This is a genomic window from Micromonospora sp. DT227, from assembly GCF_049841835.1.
GTDB lineage: Bacteria > Actinomycetota > Actinomycetes > Mycobacteriales > Micromonosporaceae > Micromonospora.
Window position 1 is genome coordinate 36,680 of the sequence record NZ_JBNCLA010000003.1, and the last position, 19,628, is coordinate 56,307.

Below are 19,628 nucleotides of genomic sequence, written 5' to 3' on the forward strand. Positions count from 1 at the left end.
CCCCCCCCCCCCCCCCCCCCCCCCCCCCCCCCCCCCCCCCACGGCCGCGTCCATGCCTCATGTCACGACTGACCCGTGCGTTCCGCACGGTTTCCCGATGACGGACGCGCCTGGCCCGGTGCGTCCCGCGCCGGCAGGGTCGGGGCATGACGGAGATGACGGTGGGCGTACCCCGGCGGTGGGCCGGCTGGACGCGGGCCCGGCACCTGGCCGGGATGGTCGTGGCGATGGTGGCCGGCATGGCGGTGCTCGGCCCGCTGTGGCGGATCGGCGGGGAACTGCTGGGCGGCGCGGGCGTGCTCGCCCGGCCGGACGTGGACGCGCTGCTGATGGCCACGAACATGGCAGTGGGCATGGTCGCCTGGATGTGGTACCGGGGCGACGGGTGGCCCGCCGCCGGGGAGATGAGCGCGGCCATGTACGTGCCGTTCCTGCTCCTCCTCCCGGCCTGGTGGGCGGGGTGGGTCGGGGACGACGTGCTGCTGCTCGGCGGTCACCTGCTGATGCTGCCGGCGATGGCGCTGGTGGCGCTGCGGCACCGGCACCCGGCGACCGCGCCGCCCCGCCGGCACCCGGTGGTGGCGGCGGTGGCGCGTCGCTGGCCGGTCGGCCTGGCGCTGCTGATGACCGTCGACATGTGGTTCGCCCCGGGCGTGGTGTCGCCGTGGTCGCTGCTCGTGCTGCCGGCCGGCTACCTGGTCATCGGCGCGTGGCGACGGCAACTCGGCGACCGGTGGCAACTCACGGTCCAACTCGTCGGGCTGGCCGTCTGGGGCGGCCTGGCGGCGGGGGCGCTGGCCGCGCCGGCCCACGTCGCCGGCACGCTTGTCGGCCTGGGCTGGCTCGGGCACGCCGGCTGGGACCTGTGGCACCACCGCGCCGACCGGGTGGTGCCGCGCGGGTACGCGGAGTGGTGCGGGGCGCTCGACGTGGTGGTGGGGGTGACCACCCTGCTGGCCGTCGCGTCGGGGTGAGCCGGCCGGCGCACCGGACCCGGACGGGGTCGCGCGTGGCGCGGCGAACGTTTACGCCGGTCGCCGCGACCCGCGTCCGGCGGTGATGAAAGGCTTGCCGCATGAGCGCCGCACCGACCCCGACCGAGCCCACCACCCCCGCCGTCGACGAGGACACCGCCGCCTTCGCGGACCTCGGGCTGCGCGCCGAACTGCTGGGCGCGCTGTCCGCCCTCGGCTACGAGGAGCCCACGCCGATCCAGAGCGAGGCCATCCCGCCGCTGCTGGCCGGCCGGGACCTGCTCGGGCAGGCGGCGACCGGCACCGGCAAGACGGCCGCGTTCGCGCTGCCGCTGCTGCAGCGGATGCCCACGCCGCGCCCGGACGGCGACCCGGTGTCGCTGGTGCTGGTGCCGACGCGGGAGCTGGCGGTGCAGGTCTCCGAGGCGTTCCACCGCTACGGCAAGGATCTGGGCGCCCGGGTGCTGCCGATCTACGGCGGCCAGCCGATCGGCCGGCAGCTCCGCGCGCTCGACCACGGGGTGGACGTGGTGGTCGCCACGCCCGGGCGCGCGCTCGACCACATCGCCCGGGGCACGCTGCGGCTGAGCTCGCTGGCCACCGTGGTGCTGGACGAGGCGGACGAGATGCTCGACATGGGCTTCGCCGAGGACATCGAGGCGATCCTGGAGCACGCCCCCGAGGGCCGGCAGACGGTGCTCTTCTCGGCCACCATGCCGGCCCGCATCGACGGGCTGGCCCGGCAGCACCTGACCGACCCGGTGCGGATCCGGATCGAACGTGAACGCCAGGTGGCCGGCGAGGCGCCGCGGGTACGGCAGAGCGCCTACATCGTGGCGCGGGCGCACAAGCCGGCCGCGCTGGGCCGGGTGCTCGACGTCGAGTCGCCCACCGCGGCGATCGTGTTCTGCCGCAGCCGGGAGGAGGTGGACCGGCTCACCGAGACGATGAACGGGCGGGGCTACCGGGCCGAGGCGCTGCACGGCGGGATGAGCCAGGAGCAGCGGGACCGGGTGATGGGCCGGCTGCGCTCCGGCACCGCGGACCTGCTGGTCGCCACCGACGTGGCGGCCCGCGGGCTGGACGTCGAGCAGCTCACCCACGTGGTGAACTACGACGTCCCGTCCGCGCCGGAGTCGTACGTGCACCGGATCGGCCGGGTGGGCCGGGCCGGCCGGGAGGGCGTGGCGATCACGCTCGCCGAGCCGCGCGAGCACCGGATGCTGAAGACGATCGAGCGGGTCACCGGCCAGCGGATCACGGTGGACAAGATCCCGACGGTGGCCGACCTGCGGACCCGGCGGTTCGAGCTGACCCAGGCCGCGGTGCGGGAGTCGGTGCTCGAGGACGACCTGGAGCCGTTCCGGGCGGTCGTCGAGTCGCTGACCGACGAGTTCGACCTGATGGAGGTCGCGCTCGCCGCGGTGCGGTTGGCACACGAGGCCACGCTGCCCGGCACCGCCGACGAGGAGGAGATCCCCCAGGTCGCGGTCCGCCCGAACCGGGAGGGCCGGCCCGGCGCCGAGGGTCGGGACCGGCGCGGTGGCGGCCGGTCCCGCGCCGCCGGCATGGCCCAGGTCTTCATCGGGTTGGGCCGCCGGGCCGGGGTACGACCGCAGGACCTGGTCGGCGCGATCACCGGGGAGACCGGGGTGAGCGGGCGGGACATCGGCTCGATCGAGATCGCCGACCGGTTCTCCCTGGTGGAGGTGCCGCAGGGCATGGCCGACGAGGTGATCCAGGGCCTGCGGGGCAGCACCATCAAGGGTCGCAAGGCCACCGTCCGGCGGGACCGGGAGGGTGAGGGCGACGGTGGCGGTGAGCGTCGCTTCGACCCCCGGGACCGGCGCGACCGCCGGTAGCCGCCCGACGGCTGTCGCCTCCTGCGTTCCGCACCACGAACCCCCGTCGCCCGGCGGGCGACGGGGGTTCGACGGGGCCGGTCAGGCCGCGGTGAGCGGCTGGCCGCCGAGGCTCTGGGCGTCCACCTCGGCCGGACGCAGCGCCAGCGCGAGCACGTCCGCCACGTCGGCGAGGGTGTGCACGGTCAGCGCCTCGCGCACCTCGGCCGGCAGGTCGTCCAGGTCCGGCTCGTTGCGCTTCGGGATGATCACCTCGGTGAGGCCGGCCCGGTGCGCGGCGAGCAGCTTCTGCTTCACACCGCCGATGGGCAGCACCCGGCCGGAGAGCGTCACCTCGCCGGTCATCCCGAACTCGGGCCGCACCGGCCGGCCGGTGACCAGGGACGCCAGCGCGGTGACCATGGTGATGCCGGCGCTGGGACCGTCCTTCGGCACCGCGCCCGCCGGGAAGTGCACGTGGATCCGCCGCCCGGCGAGGGCGTTCGGGTCGATGCCGAGGCGTCGTCCGTTGGAGCGCAGGTAGGACAGCGCGATGTGCGCCGACTCCTTCATCACGTCCCCGAGCTGACCGGTGAGGGTCAGGCCCGGCTCGCCCTCCATGCTGGTCGCCTCGATGAAGAGCACGTCCCCGCCCGCGCCGGTGACGGCCAGGCCGGTGGCCACGCCGGGCACCGCCGTACGTTCGGCCGACTCCGGGGTGAACTTGGGCCGACCCAGGTAGCGGGACAGGGTGGCGGTGTCGACGCGGACCGGCGCCGGGTCGGACGCCAACGCCACGGTCACCTTGCGCAGGATCTTCGCCAGCGCCCGTTCGAGCTGCCGGACGCCGGCCTCCCGGGTGTACTCCCCGGCGATCAGCGCCAGCGCCTCGTCGGCGACGGTCACCTCGTCGGCGGTCAGCCCGGCCCGCTCCTGCTGCCGGGGCAGCAGGTGGTCCCGGGCGATGGCCACCTTCTCGTCCTCGGTGTAGCCGTCCAGCATGACCAGCTCCATCCGGTCCAGCAACGGGCCGGGGATGTTCTCCACCACGTTGGCGGTGGCCAGGAAGAGCACGTCGGACAGGTCGAGGTCGACCTCGAGGTAGTGGTCACGGAAGGTGTGGTTCTGCGCCGGGTCGAGCACCTCCAGCAGGGCCGCCGCCGGGTCGCCGGAGTAGCCGACGGCCAGCTTGTCGACCTCGTCGAGCAGCACGACCGGGTTCATCGAGCCGGCCTCACGCAGCGCCCGCACGATGCGGCCGGGCAGCGCGCCGACGTAGGTGCGCCGGTGGCCCCGGATCTCGGCCTCGTCCCGGACCCCGCCGAGCGAGACCCGGACGAAGGTGCGACCCAGCGCCCGGGCCACCGACTCGCCCAGGCTGGTCTTGCCGACGCCGGGTGGGCCGGCCAGGGCGAGCACCGCGCCGGAGCCGCGTCCGCCGACCACGCCGAGGTTGCGCTCCGCGCGGCGGTTGCGCACCGCGAGGTACTCCAGGATGCGGTCCTTCACGTCGGCCAGGCCGGCGTGGTCCGCGTCGAGCACCGCCCGGGCCGCGGCCAGGTCGGTGTTGTCCTCGGTACGCGTGCTCCACGGCATCTCCAGGACCGTGTCCAGCCAGGTACGGATCCAGCCCGCCTCGGGCGAGGCGTCGCTGGCCCGCTCCAGCTTGCCGACCTCGCGCAGGGCCGCCTCGCGGACCTTGTCCGGCAGGTCGGCGGACTCGACCCGGGCCCGGTAGTCGGCGGAGCCGTCCGGCTCGTCCTCGCCGAGTTCCTTGCGGATCGCGGCGAGCTGCTGCCGGAGCAGGAACTCCCGCTGGGACTTCTCCAGCCCTTCCCGGACATCGGTGTTGATCTGCTCGGTGACCTCCTGCTCGGCCAGATGCTCCTTCACCCAGCCGACCAGCAGCTCCAGCCGGGCGGTGACGTCCGGCGCGGCGAGCAGCTCGGTCTTCTGCGCCAGGCTGAGCCAGGGCGCGTAGCCGGCCGAGTCGGCCAGCTCGGAGAGGTCGGTCATCCGCTCCATGGCGTCGATGACCTGCCAGGCGCCGCGCTGCTGGAGCACCGAGGTCATCAGCGCGCGGTACTCGCGGGCCAGTTCCCGGGCCCGGCCGGCCGGCGCGGGTTCGTCGAGGGTCGTCGCCTCGACCCAGAGCGCCGCGCCCGGGCCGGGCACGCCGGAGCCGATGCGGGCACGGGCGATGCCGCGCACCACGGCCGCCGGTTCGCCGCTGGGCAGTCGGCCCACCTTCTCGAGGGTGGCGACCACGCCGACCGAGCCGTACTCGCCGTCGATGCGGGGCACCGCCAGCAGCGTCTTGTCGCCGGTGGCGCGGGCCGCGTCGACAGCGGCCTGGGTGGTCGGGTCGAGGGTCACCGGGACGACCATCCCGGGCAGCAGGACGGCGTCGGTCAGGGGAAGTACCGGAAGAGTTGCCATCGAACACCTGCCATCAGTTGGTTGAGCGTGTCTGGCTCAAGTAACAAACCGTGCACCTTGTTCCGGCTTGTGACCCACGCCACGTCCACACGCTCCGACCCTATTGCCGGTCCATCGTTTACCCCGACCCGCCGAATAGAAAGTGTCGGGTATTGTTGCGGAATTACCGCCAGGTAGGTCAAACTCTTAGCCACACCCCGCCCGACACAGGGAGTAATGGCGATGGCAAGGAAAGTAATCACCGTTCTGACGGACGACCTCGACGGCGGAAAGGCCGATCGGACCGTCGAGTTCAGCCTGGACGGCGTGGCCTACACGATCGACGTCTCCGACGAGAACGCGGGCGTCCTGCGTAAAGCGCTGGACCCGTACATCAACGCTGGCCGGCGCATCGGCCGCGGACCAGTCGACGCCGGCCGCGCGGCGCGGCGCGTCACCCGGCCGAGCACCTCGGGAATGGACCGCGAGCAGAACCGCGCCATCCGCGAATGGGCCGCCAAGAACGGCTACGAGATTTCCGAGCGCGGACGCATCCCGGTCTCCGTGGTGGAGGCGTACAAGAGCCGCTGAGGCTCCCGGTTCACGGTCGGGCGCCACGGGGTCACGCTGGGAATCAGCGGGGCCCCGACCGGCTTTTTCGGTCGACAATTTTCATCCGGCTCGATCGACTCGGCAGCAACTTTCTCGGCGCGCGCACCGCGCGGTGCGCGACCCTGCCGTACCCAGCCTTTCGCGCTGACCGCAGCGACGACGCGGCCGGTGCACGGCCGCCACCCGGGTCCCGTCGCCGGCCCCCGGGGGCCGCCGGACGGTCGGGCGGACAGCGCCGCCCCGTGCTTCCGCGACGGGCGGCGAGCCACCGGCCGCACACCGGGGCGGCGGCACCGACGACCCAGCCCGGAAGGCCCACCGACGACTCGGCCCGACCGACCCACCCGCGACGCGGCCGGAGCCGCCCGGGCGTACCCGGGCGGCTCCGGCCGTCGGCGTGCGGGTCAGTTGACCTGGATGCGCACCACGTCGATGGCGGGGGTCTGGTTCGCCCGCTCCATCATCGGGATCCGGTGCGAGCCGTCGCCGGCCCAGACCGAGCACTGGGCCAGGCCCGAGTCCGGCAGACCCGGGATCTGGATCAGCACGTCGTCCGGCTGGGACCCGCCCCGGCCGTCCTCGGTGGCGACGAAGAAGGCCGGCACGTCCTGCGGGTTCGGGGGCTGCCGGGTGCTGCCGAGCATCCGGCACGCGGTGTGGAAGTGACCGCGGACCAGACCCTGGTCGTTGAGCAGCGAGCTCTCCAGGTAGTAGCCGCCCTGCCCGGCGGCGAGGAAGCGGTCCCGCACCAGGTTCCTCGTGGTGACCCGGAGCGTGAACGGCTGGTTGCGCTGCACCTGGTTGGGGAACTGCGTGATGAGCAGCGACGGGTTGTTCGCCGCGGCGCCGACCTCACCGAACGCGGTGCTCACGCAACGGTTGCCGTTCTGGAAGCCGTTGTGCGCCTCCAACTTGCTGTTGGCGCAGTCCTTGGCCAGCACGTTCAGGCCGTTGTTCTGGCCGCCGCCGTTGTTGTTCCCGCCGTTGTTGTTCCCGCCGTTCTGGCCACCGTTGTTGTTGCCGCCGTTCTGACCGCCGGTGTTGCCGCCGTTCTGGCCGCCGTTGTTGGCCCCGCCGGTGTTGCCGCCGTTCTGCGCGTTGTCGGCCAGGGCGCACGGGGCGAGCTTGTCCAGACCCTGCGGACGCTGGCCGCCCCGCCCGATGGCGGTGGCGATCCGGTTCAACGTCGCGGTCCGCTTGTCGGCGAGCGGCCGGAGGATCGCGTTGTTGATGAAGTCGCCGCCGTTGCGGCCGTCCGCCGCGAGACGTCGGTTCGCCTCGGCGATCTGGCTGTCCAGCAGGGCCAGGTTGCGGTCCACCTCGGCGCCCGCCCGGGCGGGCACCTGCGGCAGCTTGCTCTTCACGTCCGGGCAGGTCACGGTCGGGGTGCCGGCGCCGGCGCCGCCCCCCTTGGTCTGCTGGCACTCGGCCGCCGACATCTGGCCGTCACCCCAGTGGTTCCGGACCCAGCGGCCGTTCTGCCAGGTCCGGGTGGTGCTGCCCTGGCCGCCCGGCGCGGTCGCGCCCGCGCTCGGGGCCACGCAGGACGCCGAGGCCGCGCGGGTGGTCGTCCGCCGGTCCTGGGCGGACGAGATCTGGGTGACGGCGACGATGCCGCCGAAGACCGCGAGCGTGCCGACCACGGCCAGCATCCGCTTGCTCCGCGCGTTACCGGATGACCGGCGCGCCCGTGTGGACCTGCGCATCGAATTGTTCTCCTTCTCGATCCGGTAGTTGACTGGTGATCCCGGCGGAATTCTTCGGGGTGAGATCACTGCGACGTCGGAGCCGCGCGTCAATGGCCGACGGTGCCCTTTCCGCACCGTCTCCGCGCCGTCCGGGCGCGGCGGAAGATCTGCGTCCATTCCCGCTTAGGTACGGAGCGCCGACGGCGAAGGTTCAACCGGGGATCAGAAAAAAAATCGGCGGGCCGGCCGGTGGCCGGAGCGGGCCGGTCAGTCGACGCAGAGATGGTCGAAGGCGAAGCCGCCGTCGAAGGACTCCCGCCGGTCGGCGAGGCGCCGCACCTGCTCACGCAGTTCGGTCCGGTCCACCAGGGACGCCTCGTCGGCGGCCGGGTCACGCAGCTTCTCCCCCAACGCCGTGGCGGCCAGGTCCTCGGCGAGCCGACCCGGATCCACCCCGCAGGAGAAGCCCCGGGACGTCAGTCGCACCCGCTCCACCCGGCAGCGACCGGGCCGCACCTCGACCCAGCTCCAGCCCTCGGCCGGGCCACCGGTCCACCGCACGTGCAGGCCGCGCACGATCGGGTCGGCCAGCCGGCCCGCCACGTACGCCTGGACCGCGTCGGCGCGGGCCACCGCGCCGAGGTCGTTGACCGGGCCGCGCCGGCCGTCCGGCAACCGGCCCACGATGTCGCGGAACCCGACCGTCTCCCCGCCGTCCGGCCCGGTGCCGGCCGCATAGGCACGGGCGTCGAGCACGTACTCGACGAACCGGCGAACCTGCTCGCCGCCGAGCGTCGGTGACTCGACGCGCAGCAGCGGCAGGCCCACGGCGTCGCAGACCGCGTCGGTCAGCCGCTCGGCCCGGCGGGCCGGCGAACCGTCCGGCGCGGGCGCGGCGAACCGGACGGCGAACCGTGGCCGACCGGTGTCGGCGGCGCACACCACCAGGTCGAGGCCGGCCCGTCCGGCGGTGCTCCACTGGCTGCCGGTGACACCGGGCGGCCGGCCCTGGACCAGTTCACCGAGGCGCCGGTCGGCGTACCCGAGGTGGCCGGCGCGGGCCAGCCGCGCCGGCGTGGCGGTCGGGATCGGCCGCAGCCAGGAGGCGGCCACGCTGCCGGTGCTGGTCATCTCGCACAATCCGTCCGTCGCTCGGTCGACGTCCGAGTGTATGGCGTCGATCATGGCGATCACCTCGGCGGTGCGGAGGAATCCGGGCACCCGTCGGGCGGTGCGCCGTCGGGGTCGGCCCTCTAGGCTCGGCGGGTGCACAGCGGACGGACCCCGGAGCGATTCACCAAACGCAGCCTCGTCGCCGTTTCCCACGCCATCGAACGAGCGGCGCTGGCCGAGGCGGAGGACGGCCCGCTCGTCGTGTTCGCGCTGTTCCAGCGGCTGCCGTACTTCGCCCGGGAACGGGAGATCTACCGACGGATCGCCGACCGGGCCGCCGCGACGGTGGTCGCCATGGTCGGCGGCCCGCCGCCGGACCTGCCCGACCGGGTGTACGGGGTGGCGTTGGACGAGGCGGAGGAGCTGGCGCGGGAGTGGAGCGTGGTGGCGCTGACCCCACGCTTCGGCGGCACGCTGGTGGCGTACGACCGGGCCGAGGTCGCGCCCGCGCCGACGCTGGAGGCCGGTCGGCTCTTCGACGGTCGCTGGGGGTTCCGCCGCGACGCGGCGCTGCACGAGGTCATCCGGCTGCGCGAACAGCTCGCCGAGCGGCTGCCCGGCCCGGCCCGAACCGCGCTGGACGAGGCGGTCGCCCGGGTACGGGACATCCCGGCCGGGCCGGGCGAGTCCCGGGCCGAGGCGGCGCTACGGCTGCTGGCCCGGCGCGGCGACCGGAACGCGCGACCGGCCGAGCCGACGGACGGGATGCTCGACGAGCCCGCGCTGCGCCGGTGGACCGGCGCGGACGGGGTGACCGCCTCCGGCACGCTGCCGGTGGCGCTGGTCGGCCTGCGGGTCGACGAGCCGGCCGGCGCGCCGGAACGCTTCGGCCGACGCAGCACCGCCCGGGAGGGCCAGGCCGTGCTCGGCGCGGTCACCGGCGTGCTGCGGCCGGTGGACCGGGCGGTACGCGTCGCCGACAACGAGTTCCACCTCGTCCTGCCCGCGCTCTCCGAACCGGAGGCGTTGGCCGTGGTGGGCCGGCTGCACGAGGCGATCTCGGCGCTGGCGCGGTCGTACCCGTTCGTCGCGTACACGATGCACGCCGCGGTCGCGGTGACCACCCGACGGCCGCTGCCGACGGACGACCTGCGGGCCGCCGTGGAGTGGGCGGTCCGGGAGGGGGTGCCGGTGGCGGGTCTGCCGCCGGAGCCCGCCCCGGCCGGCGCCCGCTGACCGGTCGTCCGCCCACCACGGTCACGCCACGGGCGCCGGAACGAGGGGAGCACGTCGTGCGGGTGGTGTCGCTGGTGCCGTCGCTGACCGAGGCGGTCGCGGCGACCCGGCCGGAGGCGCTGGTCGGCGCCACGGACTGGTGCACGCACCCGGCCGGGCTGGACGTCCCCCGCGTCGGCGGGACGAAGTATCCCGACCTGGATCGCGTCCTCGCCCTCGCGCCCGATCTGGTGCTGCTCAACGAGGAGGAGAACCGGCTGGTCGACGCGGAGGCGCTGCGCGCGGCCGGGGTGCCGGTGCGGGTCACCTTCCCGCGTACCGTGCCGGAGGCGCTCGACCAGCTCGGCGCGCTGGTCGAGGCGCTCGGCGTGTCGGTCGAACCGTCCTGGCTGCGGGCGGCCCGCCGGGCCTGGGCCGCGCCGCCCGTCCCCGAGCACGTCCGGACCGCGGTGGTGCCGGTGTGGCGCCGCCCGTGGGTGGTGCTGGGCCGGGACACGTTCGCCGGGGACGTGCTGCGTCGGCTCGGCGTGGCCAACGCCTGGGCCGACGACCCCGAACGCTATCCGCGTCCGGCGCTCGACGCGCTGCGCGCCCGGTCGCCGGAGCTGGTGGTGCTGCCGGACGAGCCGTACCGGTTCACCGCCGACGACGGACCGGAGGCGTTCCCCGGGGTGCCGGCGGCGCTGGTCTCCGGCCGGCACCTCACCTGGTACGGCCCGTCGCTGGCCGAGGCGCCGGCGCTGCTCGCCGCGCAGCTCGCCACGCCGGTCTGAGGCGGCGCCCGGTCAGGCGATCGGGGTGGCGTGCACCGGGTCCAGCTCCATCAGCGTGGTGTCGTCCACGTCGTACCCGACGGCGTTGTGCACCGCGACCACGCCGGCGACCTGACCGGCCAGCCGGCCGGCGAGTTCGACGGCGCTGCGTCGGTCCAGCCGTCCGTCCAGGGCGACCTCACCGCCGCGGACCTGGACCGTGACCAGGCCGTCCCGGACGGCTAGCACCCGACGCAGCACCTCCTGGACCACGTCCTCGCGGATCTCCGCGTCGGAGCGCAGGTGCACCCGGAGCAGGTCGCCGCGGGTCACGATGCCGGCCAGCCGGCCGAGGTCGTCGAGGACCGGCAGCCGCTTGACCGCCTCCCGGTCCATCAGCCGGGCCGTGGCCGGCAGTGACGCCCGCCCGTGGGTGGTGACCGCCGGCGCGGTCATCAGGTCCCGGGCCACCAGCGCGCCCGCCTTCTCCCGCGCGGCCCGCCGGCGCCGCCCCTCGAACACCCGGCGTTCCTCGATGCGGCCGGACCACTCCACCTTGTGCAGCAGATCCGCCTCGGAGATCACGCCGAGCACCCGGTGGAACGAGTCCACCACCGGCACTCCGCTGACCCGCTCCCGCACCAGCACGTCCACCACGTCCCGGTACGGCGTCTCCGCGTCCACCGTCGCGACGTCCCTGGTCATCACGTCGGCCACCTGCCATGTCCTCATCACGACCTCCTCGCACGGGTCCCTCACCGGCGACGCTAGGCGGCCGGGGGACGGCGCGGCAGGGGCGGCGGACCGGTCGCGGACGGGTCGACCGGACCGGGCCGGGACGGGACCAACGGCCCGGTCCCGAGGGCCCCGACGGCCCTGCTCCCGGCCGCCGCGCGGCGGTGGAATGGAACTGCCACCGGGAAGCGCGGTGCGAGGCACAGAAGGGACGTGGACACCATGACCGCGACAATCGAGCGGACCCCCGCCGACACCATCGCTCCGGCGGTCGAGACCCCCCGCCAGAAGGCCACCCGGTTCGTCTGGGCCGGGCTGCGGATCGCCCTGGGCTGGATCTTCCTCTGGGCGTTCCTGGACAAGATGTTCGGCCTGGGCCACGAGACCCCGGCGAAGAACGCCTGGATCAACGGTGGCAGCCCGACCAAGGGCTTCCTCGGCTTCGGCGTGGCCGGCCCGTTCGAGGGCGTCTACCACGACATCGCCGGCGCGGCCTGGGCGGACTGGCTGTTCATGCTCGGCCTGCTCGGCATCGGCGTGGCCCTGCTGCTCGGCATCGGCATCCGGATCGCCGCCGTCGCCGGTGGGCTGCTCCTGGTGCTGATGTGGACGGCGGTGCTGCCCCCGGAGAACAACCCCGTCATGGACGACCACCTCATCTACGCGGGCCTGCTCGCCGGCCTGGCCCTGGTCGGCGCCGGCAACACCCTCGGCCTCGGCCGGGCCTGGGCGAAGCTCCCCCTGGTCCAGCGCCTCCCCTGGCTGAAGTGAGCGCAGGTCGCCCTCGGGGCGGGCGTCGCCGGCAGGCGGCGCCCGCCCCGTCGTGCGCCCGGCTCCGCCCCGCCGACGCGGCCCGGGTGGGGGGACCGGCGCGTATCGGCCGCTCGCGATCCGGCAGGATCGACGGTGACCACACCGTCAGCACCGAGGAGACCCGCTCATGGAGAAGCCCGAGGTTGGCCCGATCGAGGGCGCGCCGCCCGCCGATCTCGTCGTCGAGGACATCACTGTCGGCGACGGCCCGGAGGCGCACGCCGGCCAGCTGGCCAGCGTGCACTACGTGGGCGTGGCCCACTCCACCGGCCGTGAGTTCGACGCGTCGTGGAACCGGGGCGAGACGTTCGAGTTCCCGCTCGGCGGTGGCCAGGTCATCGCCGGCTGGGACAAGGGCGTGATCGGCATGAAGGTGGGCGGCCGGCGGCGGCTCACCATCCCGCCGCACCTGGGCTACGGCGCCCGGGGCGCCGGCGGCGTCATCAAGCCGAACGAGACGCTGGTCTTCGTGGTGGACCTGCTCGGCGTGCGCTGAGCCCCTCCACCGGCCGCCGGGCCGTCGGCGCGATGCCGGCGGCCCGGTCCCGTGGTCAGGCCGCGGCGCAGGTCAGCAGCTCCCGCGCGGGGCCCGACTCGCGCACCGGCACGACCCGGTGCAGGCCGGTCACCCGCAGCACCCGGGCGACCATCGGCGCGGGATCGACGAGCACCAGCTCGCCACCGCGCGCCCGGACCCGCAGGTGCGCGGCGGCCAGCGTGCGCACCCCGGCGGCGGAGAGCAGCCGCACGCCGGACAGGTCGACCCGCACCACCGGCCGCGCCGGCGCGGCCCACAACGCGGCCCGGAACGCCGCCACGGTGGCGATGTCGATCTCGCCGACCGGACGCAGCTCGACCACGTGGTCGAGCACCTCCGTCGCCACCTGGAAGCGGTCGTCCGTCATACCCCAAACCTACCCTCGCCCACCGACAGTTTCCGCTGCTCGGCACCGGGGTTCCGGGTTGCGCCCGGGTGCCGACCCCGAGCCGTCTCAGGGTCATCCCGCAGCCGCCCGCCGGCCCGGTCGAGCGGCCCGCGGGGAGCACCCCCGAGCCCCGTGGAGCGGACCGGCGGACCGGACACGCCGTGGCGGACTCCCCCGCGCCGCGTCGGCCGGGCCACAATGAGCCGATGGCCGTTCCCCGCCCGCGCGTCCCCCTGCTGATCCGCCCGGTCCGTGAGCCGGCCACCGTGCCGCCGCCGCTGGCCGGGGCCTGGGCCGCCACCGACACCCGGCTGGACCGGGCCGACCTGCTGCCGCTGCCCGAGGGCGGGCACGGCCCGGAGGACGTGGTGATCGACGCCGAGGGGCGGGCGGTCAGCGGCGACGAGGACGGCCGGCTCTGGTGGTGGCCGGCCGACGCGCCGGCCGGCACCCGCCCGACGCTGCTCGCCGAGACCGGCGGCCGGCCGCTCGGCATCGAACTGGACCCGGTCGACGGCGGGCTGCTGGTCTGCGACGCGTACCGGGGGCTGCTGCGGGTCGACCCGGCCGGGGCGGTGCACGAGCTGACCGGCACCGCGCCGCCGGTGCATCTGGCCGACAACGCCGCGGTCGCCCGGGACGGCACCGTGTTCTTCACCGACTCGTCCGACCGCTTCCCGCTCTCGCACTGGAAGCGGGACCTGCTGGAGCACCGGCCCAACGGGCGGGTGCTGGCGTACGACAGGCGCACCGGACGCACCGACGTGGTGGCCGACGGGCTCTACTTCCCCAACGGGCTGGCGCTCACCCCGGACGAGTCGGCGCTGATGCTTGTCGAGACCGCCACCCACCGGCTGCTGCGGGTGGACCTGCCGACCGGGCGGGCCACCGTGCTGACCGACCTGCCGGCGTATCCGGACAACGTCTCCGCCGTCGGCGACGGGACGTACTGGATCGCGCTGCCCAGCCCCCGACTGCCGATCATGGAACGGTTGCTGCCCCACCCCCGGGTCCGGCAGCTCGTCGCGCTGCTGCCCGGGGCGGTGCAGCCGCAGCCGCGCCGCTACGGTCTGGTCGCGCTCGTCGACGGCGCCGGGCGGGTGCTGCGGACGCTGCACGGCCCCGGCGGCGCGTACCCGATGGTGACCGGCGTCCGGCAGCACGGCCAACAGCTCTGGCTGGGCAGCCTGACCGCGACCGGCGTGGCCCGCGTCGACCTGGACTGAGGTCGACGTGGGCCGGCCCGCGCGGACGCGGGCCGGCCCGTGGCCGTTCCTCCCCCGGTTCAGCCGCCGCTGTTGCTCGCCGACGGGGTGGGCGCGGGCGACGACCCGCCGGCCACCGCGCCCGGGTGCGGCGTCGGGCTCCGCGTGGGCTTCAACCCCGCCGGTACGGGCAGCGCGCTGCCCTTGGCGAACTCGTCCCAGCTCACGTTCCAGGCGGTGAAGCCGTTGCCCTGCTGGAGCTGCACCTCGGTGCCCTTGACGGTCACCAGGTCACCGACCTGCGTGACGCCCATCAGCCAGTCCGCACCGGCGGCGGACACGTTGGTACAGCCGTGCGAGGTGTTGTTGTAGCCCTGTTCCCCCTCCGACCACGGCGCCGAGTGGATGAACTCGCCGCCCCAGGTCAGCCGCTGGGCGTCGTCCACGTCGACCACGTAGCCGCCGTCCGGCTCGCCGCGGGTGTCGAACGTGGTGTGCTCGTGCTTCTCCATGATCACCATGGTGCCGCTGGAACTCGGCGTGCTTGGCTTGCCGAGGCTGACCGGCAACTTCCTGAGCACCTTGCCGTCCTGGTAGACGGTCATCTGCTTGGTGGTGTTGTCGATGTCGAGCGACACCTGCCGGCCCACCCTGGCGGTGGCCACCCGGTCGGAGTCACCCACCGCGTCCTTCCCGATCGGCAACCCCTCCAGCGCGCTGCGCACGCTGATCCGGGTGCCGGGCTTCCAGCGGTCCGGCGCCCGGTACTCGGCCTGCTTGCCGTCCGCCATCCACGACCAGGTGCCCGGCTGCGGCGGGTCCGTCCTGACGAACAGCCGGCGCTGCACGTCCGCCCGCGCCTGTTCCGGAATGGGCGGATCGAAACCGAGTACCACCGGCATCGCCGTTCCGTACGTCTGTTTGTCCTGGAGATACAATTCGCTGGTGACGGCCGGTTTGGTGGATTTGGCCATCGTCGTGAACGTCGTCTTCCGCGTCGTGGTCCTCCCGGAATCGCCGCTCACGGTCACCTCGGCCGTGTACGTCCGGGAATTCGCCAGCGGGCGGTCCGGCACCCAACCGGATCCGTCCTCCCGCGCCTGGGCCGGCACGGGGCGGCCCTTGTCGTCGGTCAGCTTGACGCCGGTCACCTTGCCGTTGCTGGGCTTCGTGCCCACCTCCGCGCTGATCGGCACGTCACGGGCCCGGTCGGCCGGCGTCACCGTGACCGACGGCGGGGCCGCCTCGGCCCGCTTCGCCACCGACTTCGGGCCGGCGGTGCACGCGCCGACCGCGAGTGGCGCGACCGCGACAGTCATCGCGAAAAGCGTCAGTCGCCGCCTCACAAACATATTCCGTCCCCCATTTCGGCACCCCCTCGCCCACATTCTGTAGGCCCGTCGTCACGGTGTGGCGCCTTCAGCGGAATTGCTCGGAAACGGCTGCGTGAAATGGGTCGCTGGCGGCCGGATCGGGAGTCGGCGGGCCCGACGACCGGTATCGCCCGTCCCGGGCGTGGCGCTCCCCTGCGGACGGCCGCAGCCCCGGGACAGGGGGCTGCGGCCGTCGGGGTCAGACGTTGACGATCAGCAGGGCGGGGCGTTCGACACAGTCGGCCACGTGGCGCAGGAACCCGCCGGCCACGCCGCCGTCGCAGACCCGGTGGTCGAAGGTGAGGCTGAGCTGGGTCACCTTCCGGACCGCCAACTGCCCGTCGACCACCCAGGGCTTGTCCACGATCCGGCCGACGCCGAGCAGCGCCGCCTCCGGATGGTTGATGATCGGCGTCGAGCCGTCCACCCCGAACACGCCGTAGTTGTTGAGCGTGAACGTCCCGCCGGTCAGCCGGGCCGGGGGCAGCGTGCCGGCGCGAGCCGCCGCCGTGGTCTCGGCCAGCGCGGCGGCCAGTTCGCCGGTGGTGAGCCGCTGGGCGTCACGCAGCACCGGCACCACCAGGCCCCGGTCGGTCTGCGCGGCGATGCCCAGGTGCACGCCGGCGGACTGCACGATCCGCTGCCCCTCGGTGTCGACGCGCGCGTTGAGCTGCGGATACCGCCGCAGGCCGCTCAGGCAGACGCGGGCCAGCAGAGCCAGGATGCTCACCGGCGCGTCCGGGGTGGCGGCGTTGATCGCGGCCCGGGTCTCCAGCAGCCCGGTGGCGTCCACGTCGACCCAGATGGTCACCTCGGGGATCTCCCGGCGGCTGCGGGAGAGCTTGTCGGCGATCACCTTACGGATGCCGGTGAGCGGGACGACCACGTCGCCGTCGCCGGCCGGGACGAGCCCGACGTGCGCGTCCGGCACGGCCGCCAGCCGGGCGGCCGGCGCGGCCAGCGCCGTCTCCACGTCCGCCCGACGGATCACGCCGCCCGGCCCGGTGCCACGCACCGACGCCAGATCGATCCCCTGCTCCCTGGCCAGCCGCCGCACGATCGGCGAGATGACAAGCGGCGCCGAGGCCGGATCACCGGTCCGCGCCGGATCGGGCGTCCGGTCCGCCGACGCGGTCGAGCCGGCCGGGACCGACGCTCCGGCCACCGTCCCCGGGTCGGTCCGGGCCGGCGAGCCGGCCGCGAGCGCGGGACCGGGCTCCGCCGGGGCGGGTGCGCCGGGTTCGGGGGCGAGCGCCAGGCGGGGTCGGCGACGCCGCCGGCCCGCACCGCCGTGCCCGGTGCCGTAGCCGATCAGGACATTGCCGGAGCCGGCCCGCTCCTCCTCGCGGTAGGTGGCGTGCGGGTCGGGGGCGTCGCCGCCGTCGAGCGGCGCGATGGTGATCAGCGGCTGGCCGACCGGGCGGACCTCACCCGCCGCGCCGTGCAGCGCGACGACCCGGCCGGCGTACGGGCAGGGCACGTCGACGACGGCCTTGGCGGTCTCCACCTCGACCACGCTCTGGTCCACGGTGACCACGTCGCCGACCGCGACCCGCCACTCGACGATCTCCGCCTCGCTGAGCCCCTCACCCAGGTCGGGCAGGAGGAAGTCACGGGTCCCCACGGCGGTGCGTTCGCTCATGCGGAGCCGGCCGGGCATGCCCTCACGGCCCTCGCTCCGCTCGGTGCGTTCGCTCATGCGGCTGCCCACCGGGAGTCGGGCTGGTCGTCCCACTGGAGGCGGGCCACGGTGTCCAGCACCCGGTCCACCGAGGGCAGGTGGGTGTGCTCCAGCATCGGCGCCGGGTAGGGGATGTCCAGCCCGGACACCCGCAGCACCGGCGCGTGCAACGCGTGGAAGCAGCGCTCCTGCACCCGGGCGGCGATCTCGGCGCCCACCCCGGCGAAGCCCTGCGCCTCCTGGATCACCACGCAGCGGCCGGTACGGCGCACCGACGCGGTGACCGTGGCGTCGTCGAACGGCACGATGCTGCGCACGTCGACCACCTCCAGGTCCCAGCCCTCCTCGCGGGCCGCCTCGGCGGCGGCCAGCGCCACCGGCACCGCCGGCCCGTACGCGACGAGCGTCGCGTCGGTGCCCGGCCGGCGCACCACGGCGGTGCCGATCGGCGCGGTACGCGCCGGCAGCTCCGCCTCGCCGCTGGAGAAGTAGAGCTTCTTCGGCTCCAGGAACACCACCGGGTCCGGGTCGTCGATCGCGGCGCGCAACAGCGAGTACGCGTCGTCGACGGTGGCCGGGGTGACCACCTTCAGGCCGGGGGTGTGCGCGTAGTACGCCTCGGACGAGTCGCAGTGGTGCTCCACGCCGCCGATGCCGCCGGCGTACGGGACCCGGATGACGATCGGCACGCTGAGCGCGCCCCGGGTGCGGTTGCGCAGCTTCGCCACGTGCGAGGCGATCTGCTCGAACGCCGGGTACGCGAACGCGTCGAACTGCATCTCGACCACCGGCCGCAGCCCGGACATGGCCAGGCCGACCGCGAAACCGACGATGCCGGCCTCGGCGAGCGGGGTGTCGAAGCAGCGCTTGTCGCCGAAGCGGGCCTGCAACCCGTCGGTGATCCGGAAGACGCCGCCGAGCTGGCCGACGTCCTCGCCGAAGACGAGCACCCGCTCGTCGTCGAGCAGCGCGTCGGCGAGCGCGGCGTTGAGCGCCTTCGCCATGGTCACGGTGGCCATCAGGCGTCCCCCTCCTCGTCGCGGGCCGCGGCCAGCTCGGCCCGGACCAGTTCCCGCTGCTCGACGAGCTGCGGCGTCGGCTCGGCGTAGACGTGCTCGAAGAGGCTGAGCGGATCCACCGTCGGCTGCTCGTCCATCCGGCGGCGCAGCGTGGCGGCGTACGCCTCGGCCTCTTCGGCGACCGCCGCGACCGCGGCGTCGTCGAGCACGCCCCGGGCCCGCAGGTACGCCTCCAGCCGGGCGATCGGGTCGCGGTCGCGCCACGCCTCGACCTCGTCGGCGTCCCGGTAGCGGGTCTGGTCGTCGGCGTTGGTGTGCGGCTCCATCCGGTAGGTGTGCGCCTCGATCAGGTACGGGCCCTTGCCGGCGCGGGCGTGCGCGACGGCCCGGTTCAGCACCGCCAGCACGGCCACCGGGTCGTTGCCGTCGACCTGCTCGCTGGGCACCCCGTAGCCGACGCCCTTGTACGCCAGGCTCGGCGCGGCGGTCTGCCGGGACAGCGGCACGCTGATCGCGTACTTGTTGTTCTGCACCAGGAAGACGACCGGGGCCTTGAACACGGCCGCGAAGTTGATCCCCTCGTGGAAGTCGCCCTCGCTGGTGGCGCCGTCGCCGATGAACGTCAGCGCCACGGTGTCCCGGCCCTGGTACGACTCGCCGTAGGCGAGACCGGCGGCGTGCACGCACTGGGTGGCCAGCGGCGTGCACTGCGGCGCGGTGCGGGTGACGGCCGGGTCGTAGCCGCAGTGCCAGTCGCCGCGCAGCAGGGTGAGCACCTCGACCGGATCGAGGCCGCGCGCGGTCAGCGCCATCGACTCCCGGTAGGTGGGGAAGACCCAGTCGGAGTCGCGCAGCGCGAGCACCCCGCCGACCTGGCAGGCCTCCTGGCCACGGGCGGACGGATAGACGGCGAGCCGCCCCTGCTTGGTCAGCGCGGTGGCCTGGGTGTCGAAGCGGCGGCCGACGACCATCCGCCGGTACATCTCGCGCAGCGTCTCGACCGGCGGCTCCGGATAGTCGTCGCGGGCCGGCAGCGCGGTGCCGTCCGGGTTCAGCAGCCGAACCGGCTCGGGCTGCGGCAGCAGGCCGGCCGACGGGTCGGGGACGGCCGGGGTGGCCGGCCGGCGGGTGCGCGGGGATGCCCTGCGGACCGCCTGGGGTGTGGTCGTCACGGCGGGGACCTCCTGGACGTGTGGTGGACCTATGCTCCTGCCCATGGATGATTGACTCAACATCCGCGCT

The 19,628-nt window shown here is 74.5% G+C and carries 17 protein-coding genes; 8 read left to right on the top strand and 9 right to left on the bottom strand.

Going from position 1 to position 19,628, the window contains the following annotated elements:
• Nucleotides 1-146 precede the first annotated feature (146 nt).
• Complete coding sequence (locus ACLQ2W_RS12470) at nucleotides 147-974, top strand: hypothetical protein (protein ID WP_425786520.1); 828 nt, start codon at nucleotides 147-149, stop codon at nucleotides 972-974.
• A gap of 101 nt (nucleotides 975-1,075) precedes the next feature.
• The gene (locus ACLQ2W_RS12475) at nucleotides 1,076-2,836 is read left to right on the top strand and encodes a DEAD/DEAH box helicase (RefSeq protein WP_425786521.1); all 1,761 of its coding nucleotides are present in this window, start codon (nucleotides 1,076-1,078) and stop codon (nucleotides 2,834-2,836) included.
• 81 nt (nucleotides 2,837-2,917) lie between these two features.
• Here ACLQ2W_RS12475 and lon read toward each other — a convergent pair whose 3' ends face one another.
• Entirely contained in the window at nucleotides 2,918-5,254 is a 2,337-nt protein-coding gene (gene lon, locus ACLQ2W_RS12480) for an endopeptidase La (RefSeq protein WP_425786522.1), read from the bottom strand.
• A 222-nt stretch (nucleotides 5,255-5,476) separates the two neighbouring features.
• Between lon and ACLQ2W_RS12485 the strand changes: the two genes are divergently transcribed.
• The gene (locus ACLQ2W_RS12485; RefSeq protein ID WP_425786957.1) at nucleotides 5,477-5,824 is read left to right on the top strand and encodes a histone-like nucleoid-structuring protein Lsr2; all 348 of its coding nucleotides are present in this window, start codon (nucleotides 5,477-5,479) and stop codon (nucleotides 5,822-5,824) included.
• Between the two features lie 425 nt (nucleotides 5,825-6,249).
• Here the strand turns inward: ACLQ2W_RS12485 and ACLQ2W_RS12490 are convergent, their stop codons facing one another.
• Nucleotides 6,250-7,551: a hypothetical protein gene (locus tag ACLQ2W_RS12490; RefSeq protein ID WP_425786523.1), complete on the bottom strand. Its 1,302-nt coding sequence runs from the start codon at nucleotides 7,549-7,551 to the stop codon at nucleotides 6,250-6,252.
• 249 nt (nucleotides 7,552-7,800) lie between these two features.
• Nucleotides 7,801-8,754 (bottom strand): hypothetical protein, encoded by a 954-nt coding sequence (locus tag ACLQ2W_RS12495; RefSeq protein ID WP_425786524.1) that lies wholly within the window; start codon nucleotides 8,752-8,754, stop codon nucleotides 7,801-7,803.
• A gap of 45 nt (nucleotides 8,755-8,799) precedes the next feature.
• On the opposite strand from ACLQ2W_RS12495, the gene ACLQ2W_RS12500 reads away from it, so the two are divergent.
• The gene (locus tag ACLQ2W_RS12500) at nucleotides 8,800-9,882 is read left to right on the top strand and encodes a DICT sensory domain-containing protein (protein ID WP_425786525.1); all 1,083 of its coding nucleotides are present in this window, start codon (nucleotides 8,800-8,802) and stop codon (nucleotides 9,880-9,882) included.
• Between the two features lie 56 nt (nucleotides 9,883-9,938).
• On the top strand, nucleotides 9,939-10,655 hold the full coding sequence (locus ACLQ2W_RS12505; RefSeq protein WP_405089666.1) for a helical backbone metal receptor: 717 nt from the start codon (nucleotides 9,939-9,941) through the stop codon (nucleotides 10,653-10,655).
• Between the two features lie 12 nt (nucleotides 10,656-10,667).
• Here ACLQ2W_RS12505 and ACLQ2W_RS12510 read toward each other — a convergent pair whose 3' ends face one another.
• Nucleotides 10,668-11,366: a CBS domain-containing protein gene (locus tag ACLQ2W_RS12510; protein WP_405089667.1), complete on the bottom strand. Its 699-nt coding sequence runs from the start codon at nucleotides 11,364-11,366 to the stop codon at nucleotides 10,668-10,670.
• Between the two features lie 216 nt (nucleotides 11,367-11,582).
• Here ACLQ2W_RS12510 and ACLQ2W_RS12515 point away from each other — a divergent pair, with 216 nt between their 5' ends.
• Complete coding sequence (locus ACLQ2W_RS12515; RefSeq protein WP_199199892.1) at nucleotides 11,583-12,140, top strand: DoxX family membrane protein; 558 nt, start codon at nucleotides 11,583-11,585, stop codon at nucleotides 12,138-12,140.
• Nucleotides 12,141-12,309: 169 nt separating this feature from the next.
• Nucleotides 12,310-12,678, top strand: coding sequence for an FKBP-type peptidyl-prolyl cis-trans isomerase (locus tag ACLQ2W_RS12520; RefSeq protein WP_425786526.1), 369 nt, complete (start codon nucleotides 12,310-12,312; stop codon nucleotides 12,676-12,678).
• 55 nt (nucleotides 12,679-12,733) lie between these two features.
• Here the strand turns inward: ACLQ2W_RS12520 and ACLQ2W_RS12525 are convergent, their stop codons facing one another.
• Nucleotides 12,734-13,087, bottom strand: coding sequence for an anti-sigma factor antagonist (locus tag ACLQ2W_RS12525; protein ID WP_425786527.1), 354 nt, complete (start codon nucleotides 13,085-13,087; stop codon nucleotides 12,734-12,736).
• Between the two features lie 227 nt (nucleotides 13,088-13,314).
• Between ACLQ2W_RS12525 and ACLQ2W_RS12530 the strand changes: the two genes are divergently transcribed.
• Complete coding sequence (locus ACLQ2W_RS12530; RefSeq protein WP_405089669.1) at nucleotides 13,315-14,334, top strand: SMP-30/gluconolactonase/LRE family protein; 1,020 nt, start codon at nucleotides 13,315-13,317, stop codon at nucleotides 14,332-14,334.
• Between the two features lie 59 nt (nucleotides 14,335-14,393).
• Here the strand turns inward: ACLQ2W_RS12530 and ACLQ2W_RS12535 are convergent, their stop codons facing one another.
• The 4 genes from ACLQ2W_RS12535 to pdhA form a co-directional block, all read right to left on the bottom strand.
• The gene (locus tag ACLQ2W_RS12535) at nucleotides 14,394-15,665 is read right to left on the bottom strand and encodes an Ig-like domain-containing protein (protein WP_425786528.1); all 1,272 of its coding nucleotides are present in this window, start codon (nucleotides 15,663-15,665) and stop codon (nucleotides 14,394-14,396) included.
• 220 nt (nucleotides 15,666-15,885) lie between these two features.
• On the bottom strand, nucleotides 15,886-17,328 hold the full coding sequence (locus ACLQ2W_RS12540) for a dihydrolipoamide acetyltransferase family protein (RefSeq protein WP_425786958.1): 1,443 nt from the start codon (nucleotides 17,326-17,328) through the stop codon (nucleotides 15,886-15,888).
• Nucleotides 17,329-17,381: 53 nt separating this feature from the next.
• Entirely contained in the window at nucleotides 17,382-18,386 is a 1,005-nt protein-coding gene (locus tag ACLQ2W_RS12545; RefSeq protein WP_107160256.1) for an alpha-ketoacid dehydrogenase subunit beta, read from the bottom strand.
• Nucleotides 18,386-19,591: a pyruvate dehydrogenase (acetyl-transferring) E1 component subunit alpha gene (gene pdhA / locus ACLQ2W_RS12550; RefSeq protein ID WP_405089671.1), complete on the bottom strand. Its 1,206-nt coding sequence runs from the start codon at nucleotides 19,589-19,591 to the stop codon at nucleotides 18,386-18,388. The genes ACLQ2W_RS12545 and pdhA overlap by 1 nt, the downstream gene beginning before the upstream one ends.
• Nucleotides 19,592-19,628: the final 37 nt, after the last annotated feature.